Source organism: Acidithiobacillus ferridurans (assembly GCF_003966655.1).
GTDB classification, from domain to species: Bacteria; Pseudomonadota; Gammaproteobacteria; order Acidithiobacillales; family Acidithiobacillaceae; genus Acidithiobacillus; species Acidithiobacillus ferridurans.
In genome coordinates, this window is sequence record NZ_AP018795.1 from 2396276 (window position 1) to 2413269 (window position 16994).

The window sequence follows — 16994 nt, forward strand, 5'->3', positions numbered from 1 at the left end:
TCTCCTTGTGTCATGGTAGACGATGGTGATTGGAGCCACCTGCCAGGTTCCAATGCTTGGGTAGCATTGTGGACGATCTGTAACTATATAAAAGTAAAATATATTTACTATTATAATTTAGTATGGTTTACTATTGGCATGTCTATCCGTCATGCAACCTTGCACCAACTCAAGATCTTCGCTGCCGTAGCTCGGCACATGAGCTTCGCCCGTGCCGCTGAAGAGCTACATTTGACACCTCCTGCTCTGTCCATTCAGGTCCGGCAACTCGCCGAGGCAGTCGGCCAGCCGCTTTTTAATCAGATTGGCAAGAAAATCTACCTGACCCCGGCGGGGGAGGCGCTGACATCGGCGTGCCACGATGTGCTGGATCGACTGGAATATTTCACTCAAGAGATAGCCGCTCTTCAAGGACTGGAGAAGGGCAGCTTGAAGGTCGCCACGCTCTCTACCGCTAAATACTTTATTCCACGTATTATGGGAGGGTTCTGTACGGAGCATCCTGGTGTTGCTACTGCTTTGTTTATTGGTAATCGGGAAGCACTGCTGGAGCGGCTTGCGCGTAACCAGGACGACCTCTACATCCTGGGTCAGCCGCCGGAACACATAAACGTCGTCGCGGAAGCTTTCGCCGATAATCCCTTAGTGGTGGTATCCCGATCGGATCATCCCCTGGCGTCGGAAAAAGACCTTGAGCCATCACGTCTACGAGACGCACCATTTATTTTGCGCGAACCCGGTTCGGGAACACGTCTGGCTGCAGAGAAGTTTTTCGAGCAACACGGCGTTGTTCTCAGAACACGTATGGAATTTGGAAGTAATGAGGCTGTCAAGCAGACTGTGGCTGGCGGTTTAGGCATTGCCGTGCTGTCGGCAAGTACGATACACGCGGAACTTGCCAGCGGCGAACTGGTGATTCTCGACGTGCGTGGGTTTCCTCTAGAGCGCAAGTGGTATGCGGTTTATCCGGCGGGAAAACTGCTTTCTCCAATCGTCAGGGCCTTTATGGGGTGCCTGTTTGCGGTATCTGCACATGGTGAAAAGGAATGGCGCGCTCAAGAATGAAGTAATGGGATGAACGTCCCCTTCCCCCCAGCCGCGGTCCGATGCCACGATGGGGGCCCATTGAACAAGGAGGTTCATCCCATGAAAGCGTAGTAATCGGCCCTGGGTGCCGCAAATCGCGCCGAAGAAACACGCTGCGACTCCGTTTATGGCAAAGTAAGGGTGTGGCACTGCAGAAGGCCGATAAATCACGGGAGTATGTATCGTGTCTTCCTTTATCCTGCCGGTATTTGGATGCTATTCTGCTTGATAGTCTGACTCATGTGTTAGAAGTAAACAAGCGGACCATTGTTGGATCAGTGAATTCTTCATTGTACTTTACCCGTCTCCTGTCATGGTAGGATAATGTAGCTCCATAGATTTCTGATTCTCTACAAGACATGAAGCGCTCATAAGGCGCGCATAGGATAACCGATGCCTTCCAAGCTTTTTGTAAATCATCCATGACTACGGCGTATGATCGTGAAATTCTCCAGTTAGATCCGGTCAAGGATCACTGCCGAATCACCTTTCTGATGGCAACTTGTGTGTATCCTTTTGATATCGCGCGTGCGCTTGAACTAGCCCTGTTTCGCACGTATGCGGTACCTCGTATTTCTGCTCTCCTTCGCCATACAGGAGAACTCACTGAACGGACCCGCAAACGTTACGATGATACGGACCTGCTCCTCAGTGAATTGATTGAACACGGCTACGATAGTCCACAAGGGCAGGCTGCCATTGAAAACATCAACCGCCAGCACGCCAAATATACGATTCGCAATAAGGACTATCTATATGTATTGTTGACGTTTATTTTTGAACCGATACAATGGATAGCGCGTTTCGGGCATCGCCCCCTATCAGAAAAAGAACGCTTGGCCTGGTTCCACTTCTGGCGGGCCATAGGCGTGCGCATGAACATCCAAGATATTCATGATGAATATGCTGAGCTGGAGCAGTTTAATCGTTCCTATGAGGCAGAGTGTTTTCATTATTCCAATTCAAACCGATGTGTCGCAGAAAAAACGATAGACTTGCTACTGGGCTTTTATATGCCGCACGTACTGTTTCGACTGGGAAGGCCTGCCGTTTATGCTCTACTGGATCGACCCCTACTAAACGCTTTAGGCTTATCTGGACAATCAATCTGGTTGAGCCGAGTGCTCACCCGTGCATTACGTTTACGCGGACGAATAGCCAGTGCGCTACCGATCAAAAACAAACCAGTGATGCGTACGCAATTGCGTCGGCCAACCTACCCAGAGGGCTATCGCATTGAAGATCTTGGCCCAGAAAAACCTACGCAGCAGCGGGATTGAAGGTCTACTTTAAAGACAAGCTCTTGGCCTTTCCTATCTACCAGTCGCGATTCTCAAAATTCATGCTCATAAGACTGCCACGTTTTACAGCATTAGTGACGAGTTGCGAGAACATGCTGGTCAGTCCGCCGAATGGCTGCTTCCGCTGCCCTGCCGCCGTTGAGCTTTGGTAGTCGCCAGTAGATGGATTGCAGTCATCCAGCAGAGGGAATCATTTGTAGGCTGGCATAAGGCGACGCCGCCCCATGCCGGTTATCCCCCCAACCCTCGATCTATACCCTTTCAGGAATCATCTGAGAGGGTTATTTCATGTCGAGCAATCCCGATTATCTGGCTGCCCGCCAGGAATGGCTTGAGCGCTACGGCTCCTACATCGCGCAGGCGAGAAACTGGCGCATCGCTGCCCTGTCGGCTATCGGCATTGCCGCCCTGTTTGGGGCGGGCATGGTGTACGAGGCAGACCGTGTCCATATCGTGCCCTATGTCGTCGAAGTGGACAAACTGGGCAAGGCTGTGGAACTGGCGCAGGCCGTGCGGGCCGGTTCATTCGCCCAGCCGGTAGTGCAGCACATCGTTTCCCGCTTCACCTGGCTCGCTTTCACGCGCAGCCCGGACAAGTTTGTGCAGAAGCACTTCATCGATGAATCCTATCATTACATCGCATCGAGCGCGGAATCCTCGCTGGATGCCTTCTACGCGCAGCACAATCCCTACGCGGCCTATTCCAACAAGACGCAGGGCAACACGGTCACGATCCAGAGCGCCGTTCCCGTTGGGCAGGTGACGGGCAAGGGTGGCTCGTACATCGTCGATTTCCTGGTAAAGCACTATGGCCCGCATGGCGGCGTGGATGGCGAGCAGAACTGGCAAGGCACGGTCACTTACGCGACGGTCCCGCCATCGAACAACCCCAATGTCCTGAAAGGCAATCCATTCGGCATCTACATCACGCACTTTGCATTCAGTCCGCAGGTGTAAGGAGAAGATGACATGAAAACCAAGACATGGCTTTCTTTGGGGCTCGCCGTCCTTCCTGGATTGGCGTTGGCTGGCGTGGATATTGGACTCCCTGCGGTGAAGCCGATCGGTTCGCTGCAGGGAAAACCGCCAATACAGCCCGCAGGAACGAAAACCGGTTCCGCCCATCCGTCCACGACACCATCCGCATCTGGCGGCACCACATCTGCGCGCCAGAAGGTCCCGGCCATCTCCCCGGAGGCTGCCGAGCGGATAGCGGCGGTGCAGGTGTGGCAACAGTCCATCGCCACCCCGCCCGAGGGCCCAGAAAGTGCTGCAACCAGAGGGCTGGCACGTCAGTCGCTGACGGCGTCCCAGGCAATGGATAACACTCTTCCGGTAATCAGTGGCGCGAACGGAACCGTCGACAGCCTGGCCGGTCGGCCCGTGCTGGTTTGCTCGCCGCTGCACACCTGCATCATCGAGCTGCCCGACGGTGTCAGGCCCGTGACGACCGTCGGCGTCAGCAAATCGGAATGGAATGTGCAGCAGGCGCTGGTTGGGAAACAGCCGGAAATCTTCCTGAGCCCGAAATTCCAGGGTCTCCACCAAAACATCGTGGTAGCCGCAACCGACCAGGGCAGGCCCATCAACTATGAAATCCGTCTGGTCAGTGACGCAGTGCGCTACATTCCCGCCCTGAAGATCGAGGATAGCGGGGGCGAGGTCCGTTCCTGGAAAACAGACTTGCAGTCAGCAGACTCGCAGGCAGCAGCCTTGCAGACGGCAGACAACGCACCAACGGATCAGTCGGCTGCTGACCATAAAGGCAATGTACTGCCTCTGCCCAATATCCGTCTCAACCACGTCAATCTTCGCTGGTCCATTCATTGCGGTGGCGGCGGATGGTTCCGTTCCAGCGACTGCAAACCGATCCGTCCATTGCGCGTGTATGACGATGGGACCCATACCTTCATCGACATGCCCCAGGGGCTGGCGAGCCATGGGGGCTTTCCCATCCTGCAAGCCCGCAATGCCAGTGGGCACCTGATCGGAGTCGACACCCAGATCCGGGGCAACACCTATGTCGTCGATTCAGTTCCTGCCGAGATCCTGTTACGGCTGGGTTCTGAGATGGTCACCATCCAGCAGGAGGGGAGGTAACATGCGCTACGGGGCAAAAACGATGAAAAAACGGTCTGTGTTGATGATGGCCACCGTCGCCATGGCAGCAAGCGTACCCGCTTCCATGGCATCCACGGTGAAGGTGCCGGGAGTTGCCGGACAGTCCGCGCCAATTGCCGGAACGGTGAACACCGCCCAGATTTTTCGGCACAGTCTGAACATCCACTATGGCGAACCCATCCGGGCGGTGGAGCAACAATCGGTGCGGGCCTTTGCCCTGGGCACGCTCTCGCAGCTCCCCGTATTCACGCGCCCGGGCGGAGAGGTCATCGTGCCACTGGGGCAAGTCCTGCCGGTGCTTCAGACCGCCCCTGGCAACTTCTCCGTGGTCATTCTGGGGAAGGGCGTCCAGCCGGTCTCCCTGGTCGGCGCCCCACGCGCCGAGTGGGTCGTGAAGGAGACCGCCGCCGGCGGGCTTGCGGCCGGCAGACTTGCAGCTGGCAGACTTGCAGCCAGCAGGTATCCCATTCTGGAAATCATGCCCCGCTTTGCCGGACTCAAAGGCAGTATCCAGATCGTCGCGACCAGCCCCCACGGTTACCCGTTGACGTACACCGTGGGCCTGGTCAGCGGTACCTCCCGGTTCACGCCGGTTCTGTCCTTCTATCGCGTCCCTCACGATCTCCCCCAATCCAGGGAAGTGGGTACACGCTACCAGGACAGGCAGGCCACGGCCCCCATCGCCCATGCTTCGCATGCCAATACTCCACCTGTGAATGCCACACATGCCGATCTCGACTGGAAAATGCAGTGTTTCACCGGCGACTGCAAGCCTGTCCAGCCGATCAGCGTGGTCAGCGACATCAAGGACAGGATGACCTATATCCGCCTGCCCACAGGGAAAACTCCGATGGTTCTGGTGCGCAACCAGGCAGGCAAATCCTTGCTGGTGGGCTACCGCATGGAAGGGCACACGCTGGCCGTGGGGGCCGTCCCCTACCGCATCGATCTGCTCACGGGCAACTGGAATCACCTGGCCGAAATTCGCCTCACGAACGAGGCAGGAGCGTAGCCATGAAAAGCGGCAAAGACTTTTTCTCCGATTTGCTCCAGAAAAAGAAAGGGCTGCTCCCGGCGGGACAACAGCCCGCCGTGGATAGCCGCAAAGGCCCTTGCAGGCCGCAAGGCCCTGGCGGGCAGCAATGCCCACAAGCCAGTCAGCCCGGAATCGAGGTCAAGCCGGACAGGGACCGAATGGCGACGCGCATCAAGCGGACGCCGCTCTATATCGCGGCTGCGGTGGTCGGACTGGGCGCCTATGGCGGCTATGAGTATCTGCAAAGTCACCCGATGTTCGGGAACGCCAAGCCGCAGGTGCAGGCCAAAACTATCCAGCCGGCGAGCGGGACTGGCGCACCGGTCGCCCCTGCGCACCGGAAGCAGGTCCACAAGCCCACCGCTCCTGGAGGAGGGGCTGGCAGGTCGGCAACCGCGGCCACGAACAGTGATGCTGACCAGTCTCATCCAGCGAAGGCTCCAGCGTCCACAGCGCCCACAAAGAATCCCTATGCAGCGCAGGACGCCGCCTTCGCGTCCGCCCTGGGTACGGGAAGCGCGGGGAGCGGAGCCGGTGAGGGCCTTGCCTGGAAAACGCCGGAGTCAACGCCGTCCGCGCAGGGCCCGACAGTGCTCCCTACGGCCCTGCCGGGTGCAGCCCTGCCGGGTGCAGCCCTGCCGGGTGCAGCCCTGGCTGATGCAGAACAAGCAGCCGATGGCGCCAGGAAAACGAAGAAAAAGACCCCGCCGCCCCTGGTGACCCGGGAGACGAGCCCCTACGAGATTCTTTCCGGGTCGGTCATTCCCGCCGTTTTGCAGACGGGCATCAAGAGCTATCTGCCGGGAGAGATCACGGCGGTGGTCAGCCAGAACGTCTATTCGTCCGTGAATGGGGCAACGCTCCTGATCCCTGCCGGCGCCAAATTGGTGGGCACCTATGACACACAGACGGCCCTGGGCATCAACCGGCTGGCCGTTGCCTGGACGCGCATCGAGTTTCCGAACGGCACCACCATGAACCTGCCGGGATACGAAGGGGCAGGCGGTGCTGGATACGCCGGCTTCGCCGGGGAGGTCAATGACCACACCTGGCTGATCTTCAAGAATGCGTTATTGATGTCGATCGTGGATGCAGGGATGGCGATTGCCTCTCCGTCCACATCGACCAGTGTGACAGGCCAGATGTCCGGGAATGTGGCGCTTCAGGACAGCGAGCAAGCCCTGGCACAGACCTTTGGGGAAGCCGAATCCCAGCTGCTGGAAAAGTACATCGACATCGCACCCACGATCACCATTCCCACCGGCTATCTGTTCTCGGTGGTGGTGGCGCATGACATGGTCTTCCCCGGCCCCTACGACCCAGCCATGCAGACGGGATCGGCCATGGTCGACCCGGCGCTTGGGCCAAATCTCAATCCCTATGGGTTACGCCCTGCGAAGGGGCTGCGCCCTGCCAAGGGGTTGCACCCTGCCAAGGGGTAAGGAGCGAAAAATGCGCGGAAGCATCATCATTCGAACAGAGCACGATTGCGCAGGGCTTCCGCCGGCAAGGCGAACGGCGATTGTGACACAGAAAGTGCGCTCCCTGTCCGATGAGGGCCTGCAGGATCTGGCCCGGCGCCGGGAGAAACAGCACCCGGGGCGTCACCTTCGCCCCATGTCGATCACCCTGCCTGCCGACGTGCTGGAACGACTGCAATGCTTTCAGGGAAGCAGATGGAGCGTCTCCGCGCTGATCGATCGGATTCTGGAATCGGAAGATACCCGCCCAGCATCGTCACGGAGTTCGCGATGATTTTACTCTCCCAGATCAACGCGGAATGCGCCCCCATGGTTGCACCCTCGACGATGGCCGCCATTGTGCGGGTGGAGTCCGGGGGCAACCCGTTGGCGATATGGAACAACAGTACGCGGAGCATGGTCATTCCCGGCAGTCGGGCTCAGGCCATCCGGTATTTGCGGCACGCCATGGCCGCAGGTCAGCGGGTCGACGTAGGGCTGGCCCAGGTGGATACCGGGAACTTCGCCGCCTTCGGACTCAGGCCCCAGAACGCCTTCAATGCCTGTGCTAATCTTCGGGCTGGCGGCGAGATCCTGCACATGGATTGGCAACAGGCGTTGTCCAGCGGCTACCGGGGCCAACAAGCGCTCTACCACGCCTTTGAAGCGTACAACTCCGGGCGACTCCGGGGCGATGCCCAATATGCCAACCGGATACTGGGTGCCGCTGGAGTACCCACGTCCGCCGGCTGCAAGCTTGCCGGCTGCAAGCCTGCCGGCCGCAAGCCTGTCGCTTACGGCCGATTGCGCACCGTCTCCTGGGGCAACCAGGGTAACGCGGCACTGCCGAGCAATCCCTTTCCCCAATTTCGGTGGCAGGCAAAATCGCCTCAGGCGGTAACCAGCGGACCATCAGATGACTCCCACTCCTGGCCGGTTCTCCCATAAGGATGCCGAGATGACAGAAAAGATCCACGCCCCTGACAGATCCGTCTCCGACTACAAGGTCCAGCGCCTCGCCCGGGGCGGCAGGCTCAAGACGACGCTCGCCGGCGTTGCGGCGGGCGTTCTCGGTTACACGTTGGGCATATCCTATGTGGCCAGGGACGTGTTTCCCGGCTACCAGTGGACCGATGATTTCATCCAGAAGGCGCATGCCTACATCGCATTGCCCTACGGCTGGCGGCTATATGATCCCCTGCCGTTCCTGCGGCCCATGATCCTGAACATCCACTATCCAGTGATTCATCAGGCGTTCTATGACGCCGGTCTGCCGGCCGTGGTGCTGGGCGTGCTCACGGCGGGGATACTTGGGAAAAAGCACAAGGACGCGCAAAAAGCCGTCCTGGACAATCCTGTGCATGGCTCAGCGCATTGGGCGGGTAAAAGTGACGCGATCCGGGCGGCGCTCCTGCCCGCTCCCCCGCCAAAGACGGTGATGGACTCTCTGCGCCCCTGGCTTGGCTTACACCCTGCGAAGGGCTTACACCCTGCGAAGGGTTTGCACCCTGCAAAGGGGCTCAAGGGATATTCCGAATGGGCCCGCTGGAAAGAGCGGCGGGAAAAGCGGAAAAAGGAGGCCGCCGAGTGGCGGAAGAGGAGGGCGGAGAGGGAGCAGAAACGCCTGTCGGAGATCCCGGAGCCGACGGTTTTCGACCGGTTCGACTCCCCCCATGTCTGCTATGTGGGGGCCTTCGTCGAGAACGGGGTGGCCACTCCACTCCAGCACACCGGGGCGGAACACATCCTGGTCTTTGCCCCGACCCGATCGGGCAAGGGCGTGGGCCTGGTGCTGCCCACGTTGCTGGACGGCTGGATGGACTCGGTGGTCGTGCATGACATCAAGGGGGAAAACTTCCACCTGACGGCGGGCTATCGCAAGGCCATGGGCCACCACATCCTGAAGTTTTCACCGGGATCGGTATCCGAAGAAGGTTGCCACTTCAACCCGCTGGACGCGGTGCGTGTCGGAACCCAATACGAAGTCAAGGACGTGATGAACATTGCCACGATGATCGTGGACCCGGATGGCAAGGGCCTGAACGATCACTGGCAGAAAACCGGTTTTGCCCTGCTCACGTCCATCATCCTGCATGTGCTCTACGCCATGCCGGACAAGACCCTGCGGGGCGTCGCCGCCTACCTCAACGATCCCACGCTGGAAAGCGTGGACGTAGCCTTTGAGCGCATGATGCAGACGGAGCATGACCCGGATGAGCAATATGGCTGGAGGGACGGCAACGGCCAGTGCTCCAGGGTCCATCCGGTCATCGCGCAATCCGCGCGGGAGATGCTGAACAAAGCCGAGAATGAAAAATCGGGCGTCATTTCGACCATGATGAGCTTCCTGTCCCTCTACCGCGATCCCATCGTCGCGAAGTGGACCGAGTATTCGGACTTTCGCATCGCCGACCTTCAGGACGCCGAACAACCCGTCTCTCTGTACCTGGTCACCAGTCCGGAAGACAAGAACCGGCTCAAGCCCCTCATTCGCCTGGTGCTCAACCAGATTGCCTCCCAGTTTACCGCGGAAGAACGTCTGGAAGCGAAAGACGGGCGAATCGTCGCCAAGGGACAGCATCGGCTGCTCTTGCTGCTCGACGAATTCCCGAGCCTGGGCAAACTCGATGTGTTCCTGGACAGCATCGCCTTCCTCGCAGGCTACAACGTCAAGCTGTACCTCATCACCCAGGACATCGCCCAGCTGGAAGATGAAGGCCACGGCTACGGCAAGGCCGGGGCCAAGACCATCATCGGCAACTGCCACATCCGGGCGGCCTACGCGCCCAACCAGGTCGAGACGGCCAAGTGGATCTCCGACATGCTGGGCACCCGTACGGTGACCATGGAAAACGACAACCAGAGTTTTGACGGCTCCCTGTTCGGTCAGAACAAGGGCTATTCGACGAGCCTCAGCTACCAGTCCCGCCCCCTGCTGACAGCGGATGAGGTCATGACCTTGCGGGGACCGGAAAAGGAAGGCTCCAATATCAAGACCCCCGGCGATATGCTGGTATTCGCGGCGGGCTTTCATCCCATCTATGGACAGCAGCTGCTCTATTTCAAGAACCCGGAATGGCTCGATCGGGCATCCATTCGGTGGCCAGAGAAGAGCGATTCCATCCCCGGAGCCAGGAAAGACTACAAGGCCATTCTGGGCGAGTCCGGCGGAACGCTACCCATCCCCCATATCGAGAAAAAACCGGAAGGGCAGGATCCTGTCGAGGAAGTAAGCGAGGCTGAAAGGGCGGCATTGGCCGCGGCGGCTGGCGATCTGGACGCCGTGGCAGGAGAGTGCAAGCCCCTCGCGGGGTGCAAGCCCTTTGCTGAGTGCAAGCCACTCGCGGGGCGCAAGCCCACGGGGGACGGGAAATATGACACGTCCGAGCGGGACGCGGAGAGAGGCGTTATCGGGGGGTTGATGGGGGATGACGGCGACGGATGATGGTGGATGGTTCCTGCAAGAGGGAAAACCGCCTAATATAGACATCAGGGACCGCATGAGGGCTTTCTTTAACCCCTCGCTGATGATCGATACCAGAGGAGCGTCCAGAATGAATGCCGTTTTACCTTCTATCATCTCCGAGTTTGAGACCGCCGAGCAGGAGGCCAGCTATACTGCGTGGCTGCGTACAAAGGTCGCGTCGAGCTTGGCTGATCAGCGACCCAGTATTCCGCATGACGAGGTGATGGCCGAAATGGACGCGATCATCGCGGAAGCGGAAACCTCTGCTCAAAGGAAATTCTGAGTTGTTACCCATTATCTGGCGGGCCTCGGCCCGCGATGACTTGGCGAATATCATTCGCTACATCGCCAACGAGAATCTGCCAGCGGCGCGGCGTATGAAACGCCTGCTGGAAGAGTCTGTCTTGCCTACTGCCGAACATCCCTACCTATACCACATCAGCGATCGCGTGCCGGGCTTGCGTGAGATCGTCGCGCACCAAACTACATAGTGCTCTATCGTGTCACGGCCACCTGCATTGAGATCGTGAACGTGGTGCATGCCCGCCGTGAGTTCCCGGTTTCCACCCAAAATGAGTAGCCTCATTGTAATGTCCCATAACAGCCCCTCACAGGCAGGCGGAGAACCCCGCAAAACCGGGCCATCCGTCGCTCATGATGCCGATCCAACGAGGCAGAAGGGCGAATTCTGTCTGGTATAGAAAAACCAGGTCTGGGTCTGCCCCGGAATATTCGTTGATAAATTCCTCAGGACGCTCCATATTCATAGATGATAAAAATGCGGAGGAATATGTCATGCCTATTTCAACTGGAAGAATCGCTGTGATTGCCTTGGGTATTTTGGCTTTGTCAGGCTGTGCTGTTGGCCCCTACGGTCGATATGGATATCAGGGGTACAACCAGCCGCCCCCACCCCCTCCTGGTCAGTACAACAACGGCTACGGCAATCCACCACCGCCGCCACCTCCTCCTCCCGGTCAGGGGCCTGGTCAGTACAACAATGGCTACGGTAATCCGCCGCCCCCACCCCCTCCTGCGCCATAAGCAACATTCTGGGACAAGTTCAGCTTTATCCAGTAAAACAATAAAAGAGGATTTGCTATGCCGCGTAAACCGATTGTACTCAGTATCGCCATGGGCCTCGCCGGATTAGGGGTTTTATCACTCTCTATACCGGCGTCTGCTGCGCCGTTTGATCTCAGTGTCATGCTGGGCGATCTCGGGATCAATCTCGGTAACACGGGCTTGCCCCTGCAATATGGCTATTTTGAGCCACCCTCCGCGTATACCAACTATTACAGTCAGCCACTCTATGCGCAGTACATGATGTGGTACTACTACCCGCAGACATATTACCAATATTATCCGGCACCGCCCCCGCCTATGCCGGCGGGGGCACCGCCTCCACCGCCTCCACCACCTGGTGCGCCGCCGCCGCCACCACCTGGCACTTATTTTAATTATCTGGGGTACAACCACCGCCACCGGCTCCACCTGGCGCACCACAACCACCCCCGCCTGGTCCTCCCGGTGGACCAGGCTTTGGGCCCCCAGGGGGACCACCACAGGGTCTCCAACCGGGTGGACCTGGATTCGGCCCACAACAAGGACCGCCTCCCGGAGGACCACCTGGAGGAGCTCAGTTCCAGCAAGGACCAGCAGGAGGGCCTCCGCAGGGACCACAATTTGGTCCGAGAAGGGGGCCACCACAGGGTGGACCAGGAGGGCCGGGACCTCAACAGTTTCCCCAAGGACCTATGGGTGGACCTGGATTCGGCCCACAACAAGGACCGCCTCCCGGAGGACCAGGACTTGGAGGACCTCTACAGGGACCACAATTTGGTCCGAGAAGGGGGCCACCACAGGGTGGACCGGGAGGGCCTGGACCTCAACAGCCACCCCACCAAGGACCTATGGGTGGTCCGCGTCCACCGGGAGGACCAGGTGGACCGCCCCCTGGAGGTCCCGGCGCACCTTAACGGCCAAAACAAAACGAGCCGCTCATCATGGGGCTCGTTGTTTGGTACTCTTTACGCCCTCAATAAACGAGAAAACAGCATCCACAAGACCGAATGATGCATCCTATCCTGTAGACCAAGAACAAACCAATTGAACCGCCATCGACTTCAAAAGATCCCCCATGACAGCACCAGATACCGCTAATTTTCTCACCCTGGACGCCCTGCTAACCAAGATTAATCAGATGATTTCTGGCGCTGAAGATGAGTCAGTACTTCTGCAACACATATGCGAAATCGCTGTGCAGCAAAGCGGTCTGAAGCTGGCCTTTGTTTCCCGACCAGATACACAAGGGCGATTTCAGTTTCTTGCCGCTGCCGGACAAGTGGGCTACCTCAAAGATCTGTTCATCTCCAGTGATGCGCAGATTCCGGAAGGGCAAGGTCCCGCAGCTCGCGCTTGGCGCGAGGCGCGCGTTTATTTTGGCACTAATTTTACGAAGGAGCCGTTCCTGGCCCCCTGGAAAAAGCGTGCGCAGGCCTATGGCCTGGCCGACAGCGCAACACTGCCCATCTTCCGCGACGGAAAGGTCTGGGCAATTTTATCGGTATATCGCGGCGACGAAGCCCAATTCGACGACGCCCTGCAGACCATACTGCAACAATTGTCCCTCCAGATCAGTCAGGGCCTGGAGCGACTGCAGGATGTGCAGAGGTTGCGATTTTTGCGCGCATCGGTGGAGGCGCTGGAAGACGGCGTTACCATTGCTGACCCGCAAAGACACCTTATCTATGTCAACCAGGCTTTCCTGAAGCTCACCGGCTACGCCATGAAAGAAGTGCTTGGCCGCGACTGCAAGTTCCTGCAAGCCCCGCAGACCGATGCGCAGACAGTCCGGCAGATTGCTATTGCTTTGGCGCAGGAACAGTCCTACACCGGAGACATTCTCAACCAGCGCAAAGACGGCACCCTGTTCTGGAATCGGTTGCACATTGACCCGGTTCTCAATGACCAGGGCGCATTGACCGGATTCATCGGCCTGCAACGGGACATCACACAAGAGCGCGAAAACAGGAACCTCATCCAGACACTGCTGGACAACGCGGCGGTGGGGATCACGGTAGTACGCCAACGCCAAATCGTGCAGTGCAACCAGCATCTAGCAGGCATGATAGGTCTGTCGCCAGAGCGCGTGATTGGGCAAAGCACTCGGTTGTTTTACCCCGACGAGGCAACCTGGGAACGGATCGGACAGGCCTATGCCGAACTCCTCCAAACTGGATCGACCATTATCCGCCATGTAATGCTTGCGCACTACCACAATCAAAACCCACCAGTCGTCGACGCCTTTGTTAAATTGCTGGACGATCAGGAGACCTCCATCTGGACCGTGGTGGATGTGACGGAGTCGGTACAGCAGGCGCAACAGCTAAAGAAACTGCAAAATATCTATCAGGCGTTGACGGTAGAAGCGGATATTCTTCTGCAGGGGCGTAATGTGCAGGACATGCTGGAAACCACCTGCACCCGGCTCGGGGAAATGGGTATCTTTCACACGGTCGGCGTTGTGCGTCCCGATGCGCAGGGAAGGGTGCGGGTGTTAGCTGGAGCGGGTCCCGGGATCGAGATGATGCAACCGTTTCAAATCCACGTGGACGATCCCTCTAGCATGTCTGCGCGCGCATGGCGCGAGCAGAGAACCATCGTACATTCCGATTTCTCCTCCTCACAGGCAGATCGTCCGTGGGGGCAGGTACTCGCTACATCCGGATGGGTTTCGGCATTGGCGACTCCCGTATGGCGAGATGGGACGCCCTTTGCCGTTATAAAATTTATTTCCACGGAGCAGGTGTTTGATGCCGATACCACCACCGCCTGTGAGCGCTTGGCCTCCTTGCTCGGCCATAGTCTCGACGAGCATGACCTCAAGGAGCACTTGCGTTTACTGCAGGAACAGGAGGCGAAGATCGCCAGGACCGACCTGCTCACGGGATTGCCCAACCGGCGCTTCCTGGAAATCCAGATGGAACAGGCCATGGCTCGTGCCGAACGCCACAACCAGCTCCTGGCGGTCTGCATGCTGGATCTGGACGGCTTCAAGCCTGTCAACGATACCTATGGCCATGGGGCCGGAGATGAAGTGCTGGTGGCCTTGGGAAAACGCCTGTCCGAAGCCTTGCGCAAATCGGACTTCGTCGCCCGCCTGGGAGGGGATGAATTCGTCCTGCTGGTGGAAGATCTCGAGGATCTGGACGATCTTGCCAACATCATGAAAAAGATCGAGGACACCATCACCGCCCCTATTCCGCTGATCAATGGCAAAAGCGTTCAGATCGGGGCGAGCATGGGGGTCGCCCTTTACCCCTTTGGGGATACAGACACGGGGGACAAACTCCTGCGCCTGGCGGATCAGGCCATGTACGAGAGCAAGGCAAATAAGGCGGCCCGGGAGCGCTTCTGGGTGCTTTTTGGCGAGGAAGTACAAAAAGAAAAATGCACCCCCGGGCAACAGCTTTTGGATGCTGGGGCTCTGGAGGTCTGGTATCAACCTGTCCTGGATAGCCGGACACGCAGGGTGGTCGGTGTCGAGGCCTTGGCACGTCTACGGGATACGGATGGTACCCTCTGGACGCCGGCGGAGTTCCTGCCGCAATTGCAGATTGGAAATCTTTCTGATCTGACCGGGAAAGTCTTGGCGCAGTCCTTGGCCGATCTGTCTCTTCTGGATGCACATGGATGGTCCCTATGGGTCTCTGTCAATCTGGATCCACGCTCCGTCTCGGAAGGCTGCATCACCTGCCTACAGGAAATGATCGCCCAAAGCACAGTGGATCCCTCCCGCATCACTCTGGAGATTCTGGAGGGAGATGATTTCCTGGAACAGCAGAAGGCGTTGGATCATCTCCTGGAAATAAAAGCATTAGGTGTCCGGCTGGCCCTGGACGATGTGGGCAGCGCCTATAGTTCCCTGCTGCGGATAAAGGATCTTCCTATTGATGAGATCAAACTGGACCAGAGCTTTATCCGCTCCTTGGAGCAGCGACCTCAGGATCTGCATTTTGTAGGTACCATTCAGGATCTCGCTGCTGGCATGGGCGTGGATCTGGTGGTGGAGGGGGTGGAAACGGAGGATATTCTGGATGCGATCATCGTCACGGGTGCGCAGTTCCTACAGGGCTACGCCATCGCCAAACCTATGCCGCTATCAGAATTGCAGGCATTTCTCCAACGCCCCCCCTGCCATGGTCGACCGCATCCAACCAGTCTGCTGGGATTTTATGCCAAGCAAATCGCAGCCCATAATGCCCTAAAAAAAGCGATGCTCCATACCCCCCATCTAATAGACTATGTGGCAGTGGCCGACGCTACCATCTGTCCTGGCCATAACCATATCCGCAGATTAGGAATTGGTGACCACAAACGACTGGAGCGACTCCATCAGGAGTACCACCAATCCATTGCGGCCATGGGCGAACGGTCGATTTCCTCTCCGAACAATGGTGACTGGAGCGACGTAGATTCAGCGGAGAATGCGTTCGAACAGGCCATTATAGGTGCTTACTGGTACAAGAAAATGGAAGACGGAAATCCGGCTTGTGAAGCAGAGAAGCCAACATGATCTACGCCGCCTTGGCGGTGGAAGAACCGAGCAAAACCGGCCACTCTGCCACCCATGGCACCGATGCGATAAGAAAGAATGGTACAAATTATCTTGCTAGGCGATGGATTAAACCGTTGTCTCAAATTCAGGGTCAACTATACCGTTTCTGGGGGTGCCCAGCGATGTCGCTCAGGGGCGGACAGTTGCCGGATGGCCTCCGCCTTCTTGCACAAATACAGTTGTTCTGCCTTTTGCAGTTGTGCTTTTGTCAGGTGAAAATAAATACCGACCAGATATCCATAGTGAGAATGAGAGAGAGTTTCTACCCGGACAATGGTGGCCGTGGTTTCGCAGCTGCCACAACCAGAGATCTCAAATTCCGCCAACAACATTTCTCCAGAGCGGAAATCTGCGGCATCGGTATAAAAACTTGCACCACTGGGACCAAAGTCATATAGCTTGGAGAGCAGTGTGCTCCCATTTCGGCGACGCACGATAATGTCTCCGTCCAGGCGCAGACGTTGTTTTTGGCGGGCGCGTCGAGTCAACACCAGGTTCGGCCTACGAAAATGATGCGCACCTTTCTGAAAAGATTTCCAGTCCGCAAAAAAACCAAGAAGATTAGGTTTGGCGAAGAGAAATATAAGCGCTTTGTTATAGCTGGGGATTTCTCCGTTGGCCGGCGTCGTCGGCTCCAGGACCAAGTCCCCCATATCCCACCCCTGCGCATGGCAGAGAAGACCGTCATCATCCTCTTCTGGACCGTAAACAATGGCGCTCCGCCCCTCTACGGCACCCAGAGCCTCCGGTTCTGGCAGTGGGAGTTCATCTGCCCCGCTGAGGAAGACCAGTGGTAGATATTCCACGAGTGGAAGTCCAGACCGATGCGGCAAAATTAAGGCTAGCTCGGTATCGCTTTCGGTAAGGCTCATATCCGATCATCCTATTTGTTTTGGTTTATCCA

Annotated in this window: 14 protein-coding genes; 13 read left to right on the plus strand and 1 reads right to left on the minus strand. The window is 57.7% G+C overall.

The features are described 5' to 3' along the window. Nucleotides 1-12: 12 nt before the first annotated feature. The 13 genes from AFERRID_RS12370 (at nucleotide 13) to AFERRID_RS12435 (ending at nucleotide 16048) form a co-directional block, all read left to right on the plus strand. Nucleotides 13-1065 carry a LysR family transcriptional regulator gene (locus AFERRID_RS12370; protein ID WP_232027572.1) on the plus strand — a complete coding sequence of 351 codons (1053 nt, stop codon included), beginning with the start codon at nucleotides 13-15 and terminating at the stop codon, nucleotides 1063-1065. Between the two features lie 443 nt (nucleotides 1066-1508). Next, nucleotides 1509-2366, plus strand: a complete 858-nt coding sequence (locus AFERRID_RS12375; protein ID WP_126605323.1) for an oxygenase MpaB family protein — start codon at nucleotides 1509-1511, stop codon at nucleotides 2364-2366. Between the two features lie 309 nt (nucleotides 2367-2675). Next, complete coding sequence (locus AFERRID_RS12380) at nucleotides 2676-3344, plus strand: VirB8/TrbF family protein (protein ID WP_126605324.1); 669 nt, start codon at nucleotides 2676-2678, stop codon at nucleotides 3342-3344. Between the two features lie 12 nt (nucleotides 3345-3356). After that, a complete protein-coding gene (locus tag AFERRID_RS12385) occupies nucleotides 3357-4487 on the plus strand; it encodes a TrbG/VirB9 family P-type conjugative transfer protein (protein WP_126605325.1) in 1131 nt (376 codons plus the stop codon). 22 nt (nucleotides 4488-4509) lie between these two features. After that, nucleotides 4510-5520: a TrbG/VirB9 family P-type conjugative transfer protein gene (locus AFERRID_RS12390; protein ID WP_226832925.1), complete on the plus strand. Its 1011-nt coding sequence runs from the start codon at nucleotides 4510-4512 to the stop codon at nucleotides 5518-5520. Nucleotides 5521-5522: 2 nt separating this feature from the next. Next, nucleotides 5523-6986 carry a TrbI/VirB10 family protein gene (locus AFERRID_RS12395; RefSeq protein ID WP_126605327.1) on the plus strand — a complete coding sequence of 488 codons (1464 nt, stop codon included), beginning with the start codon at nucleotides 5523-5525 and terminating at the stop codon, nucleotides 6984-6986. A 10-nt stretch (nucleotides 6987-6996) separates the two neighbouring features. Continuing rightward, complete coding sequence (locus AFERRID_RS12400; RefSeq protein ID WP_126605328.1) at nucleotides 6997-7299, plus strand: hypothetical protein; 303 nt, start codon at nucleotides 6997-6999, stop codon at nucleotides 7297-7299. Further along, the gene (locus AFERRID_RS12405) at nucleotides 7296-7952 is read left to right on the plus strand and encodes a lytic transglycosylase domain-containing protein (RefSeq protein WP_126605329.1); all 657 of its coding nucleotides are present in this window, start codon (nucleotides 7296-7298) and stop codon (nucleotides 7950-7952) included. Before AFERRID_RS12400 ends, AFERRID_RS12405 begins: the two co-directional genes overlap by 4 nt. A gap of 10 nt (nucleotides 7953-7962) precedes the next feature. Next, nucleotides 7963-10449, plus strand: a complete 2487-nt coding sequence (locus AFERRID_RS12410) for a type IV secretory system conjugative DNA transfer family protein (protein ID WP_126605330.1) — start codon at nucleotides 7963-7965, stop codon at nucleotides 10447-10449. Further along, nucleotides 10433-10753: a type II toxin-antitoxin system RelB family antitoxin gene (gene relB / locus AFERRID_RS15740; protein WP_225981997.1), complete on the plus strand. Its 321-nt coding sequence runs from the start codon at nucleotides 10433-10435 to the stop codon at nucleotides 10751-10753. Before AFERRID_RS12410 ends, relB begins: the two co-directional genes overlap by 17 nt. A 1-nt stretch (nucleotide 10754) precedes the next feature. Continuing rightward, nucleotides 10755-10961, plus strand: a complete 207-nt coding sequence (locus tag AFERRID_RS12420; protein ID WP_009569336.1) for a type II toxin-antitoxin system RelE/ParE family toxin — start codon at nucleotides 10755-10757, stop codon at nucleotides 10959-10961. Between the two features lie 610 nt (nucleotides 10962-11571). Beyond that, nucleotides 11572-12546 carry a hypothetical protein gene (locus AFERRID_RS16030; protein ID WP_197722498.1) on the plus strand — a complete coding sequence of 325 codons (975 nt, stop codon included), beginning with the start codon at nucleotides 11572-11574 and terminating at the stop codon, nucleotides 12544-12546. A 64-nt stretch (nucleotides 12547-12610) separates the two neighbouring features. Continuing rightward, nucleotides 12611-16048: a bifunctional diguanylate cyclase/phosphodiesterase gene (locus tag AFERRID_RS12435; protein WP_126605331.1), complete on the plus strand. Its 3438-nt coding sequence runs from the start codon at nucleotides 12611-12613 to the stop codon at nucleotides 16046-16048. Between the two features lie 137 nt (nucleotides 16049-16185). On the opposite strand, the gene AFERRID_RS12440 is transcribed toward AFERRID_RS12435, so the two are convergent. Next, a complete protein-coding gene (locus tag AFERRID_RS12440; protein ID WP_012536715.1) occupies nucleotides 16186-16962 on the minus strand; it encodes a PilZ domain-containing protein in 777 nt (258 codons plus the stop codon). Nucleotides 16963-16994 lie beyond the last annotated feature (32 nt).

Bases quoted from the DNA above. Each gene is read 5' to 3' on its own strand.
- AFERRID_RS12375 (WP_126605323.1), top strand. From the start codon at position 1,509: ATGACTACGGCGTATGATCGTGAAATTCTCCAGTTAGATCCGGTCAAG.
- AFERRID_RS12395 (WP_126605327.1), top strand. From the start codon at position 5,523: ATGAAAAGCGGCAAAGACTTTTTCTCCGATTTGCTCCAGAAAAAGAAA.
- AFERRID_RS12405 (WP_126605329.1), top strand. From the start codon at position 7,296: ATGATTTTACTCTCCCAGATCAACGCGGAATGCGCCCCCATGGTTGCA.
- AFERRID_RS12440 (WP_012536715.1), bottom strand. From the start codon at position 16,962: ATGAGCCTTACCGAAAGCGATACCGAGCTAGCCTTAATTTTGCCGCAT.
- AFERRID_RS12410 (WP_126605330.1), top strand. From the start codon at position 7,963: ATGACAGAAAAGATCCACGCCCCTGACAGATCCGTCTCCGACTACAAG.
- AFERRID_RS12370 (WP_232027572.1), top strand. From the start codon at position 13: ATGGTAGACGATGGTGATTGGAGCCACCTGCCAGGTTCCAATGCTTGG.
- AFERRID_RS16030 (WP_197722498.1), top strand. From the start codon at position 11,572: ATGCCGCGTAAACCGATTGTACTCAGTATCGCCATGGGCCTCGCCGGA.
- AFERRID_RS12380 (WP_126605324.1), top strand. From the start codon at position 2,676: ATGTCGAGCAATCCCGATTATCTGGCTGCCCGCCAGGAATGGCTTGAG.
- AFERRID_RS12400 (WP_126605328.1), top strand. From the start codon at position 6,997: ATGCGCGGAAGCATCATCATTCGAACAGAGCACGATTGCGCAGGGCTT.
- AFERRID_RS12390 (WP_226832925.1), top strand. From the start codon at position 4,510: ATGAAAAAACGGTCTGTGTTGATGATGGCCACCGTCGCCATGGCAGCA.
- relB (WP_225981997.1), top strand. From the start codon at position 10,433: ATGACGGCGACGGATGATGGTGGATGGTTCCTGCAAGAGGGAAAACCG.
- AFERRID_RS12435 (WP_126605331.1), top strand. From the start codon at position 12,611: ATGACAGCACCAGATACCGCTAATTTTCTCACCCTGGACGCCCTGCTA.
- AFERRID_RS12385 (WP_126605325.1), top strand. From the start codon at position 3,357: ATGAAAACCAAGACATGGCTTTCTTTGGGGCTCGCCGTCCTTCCTGGA.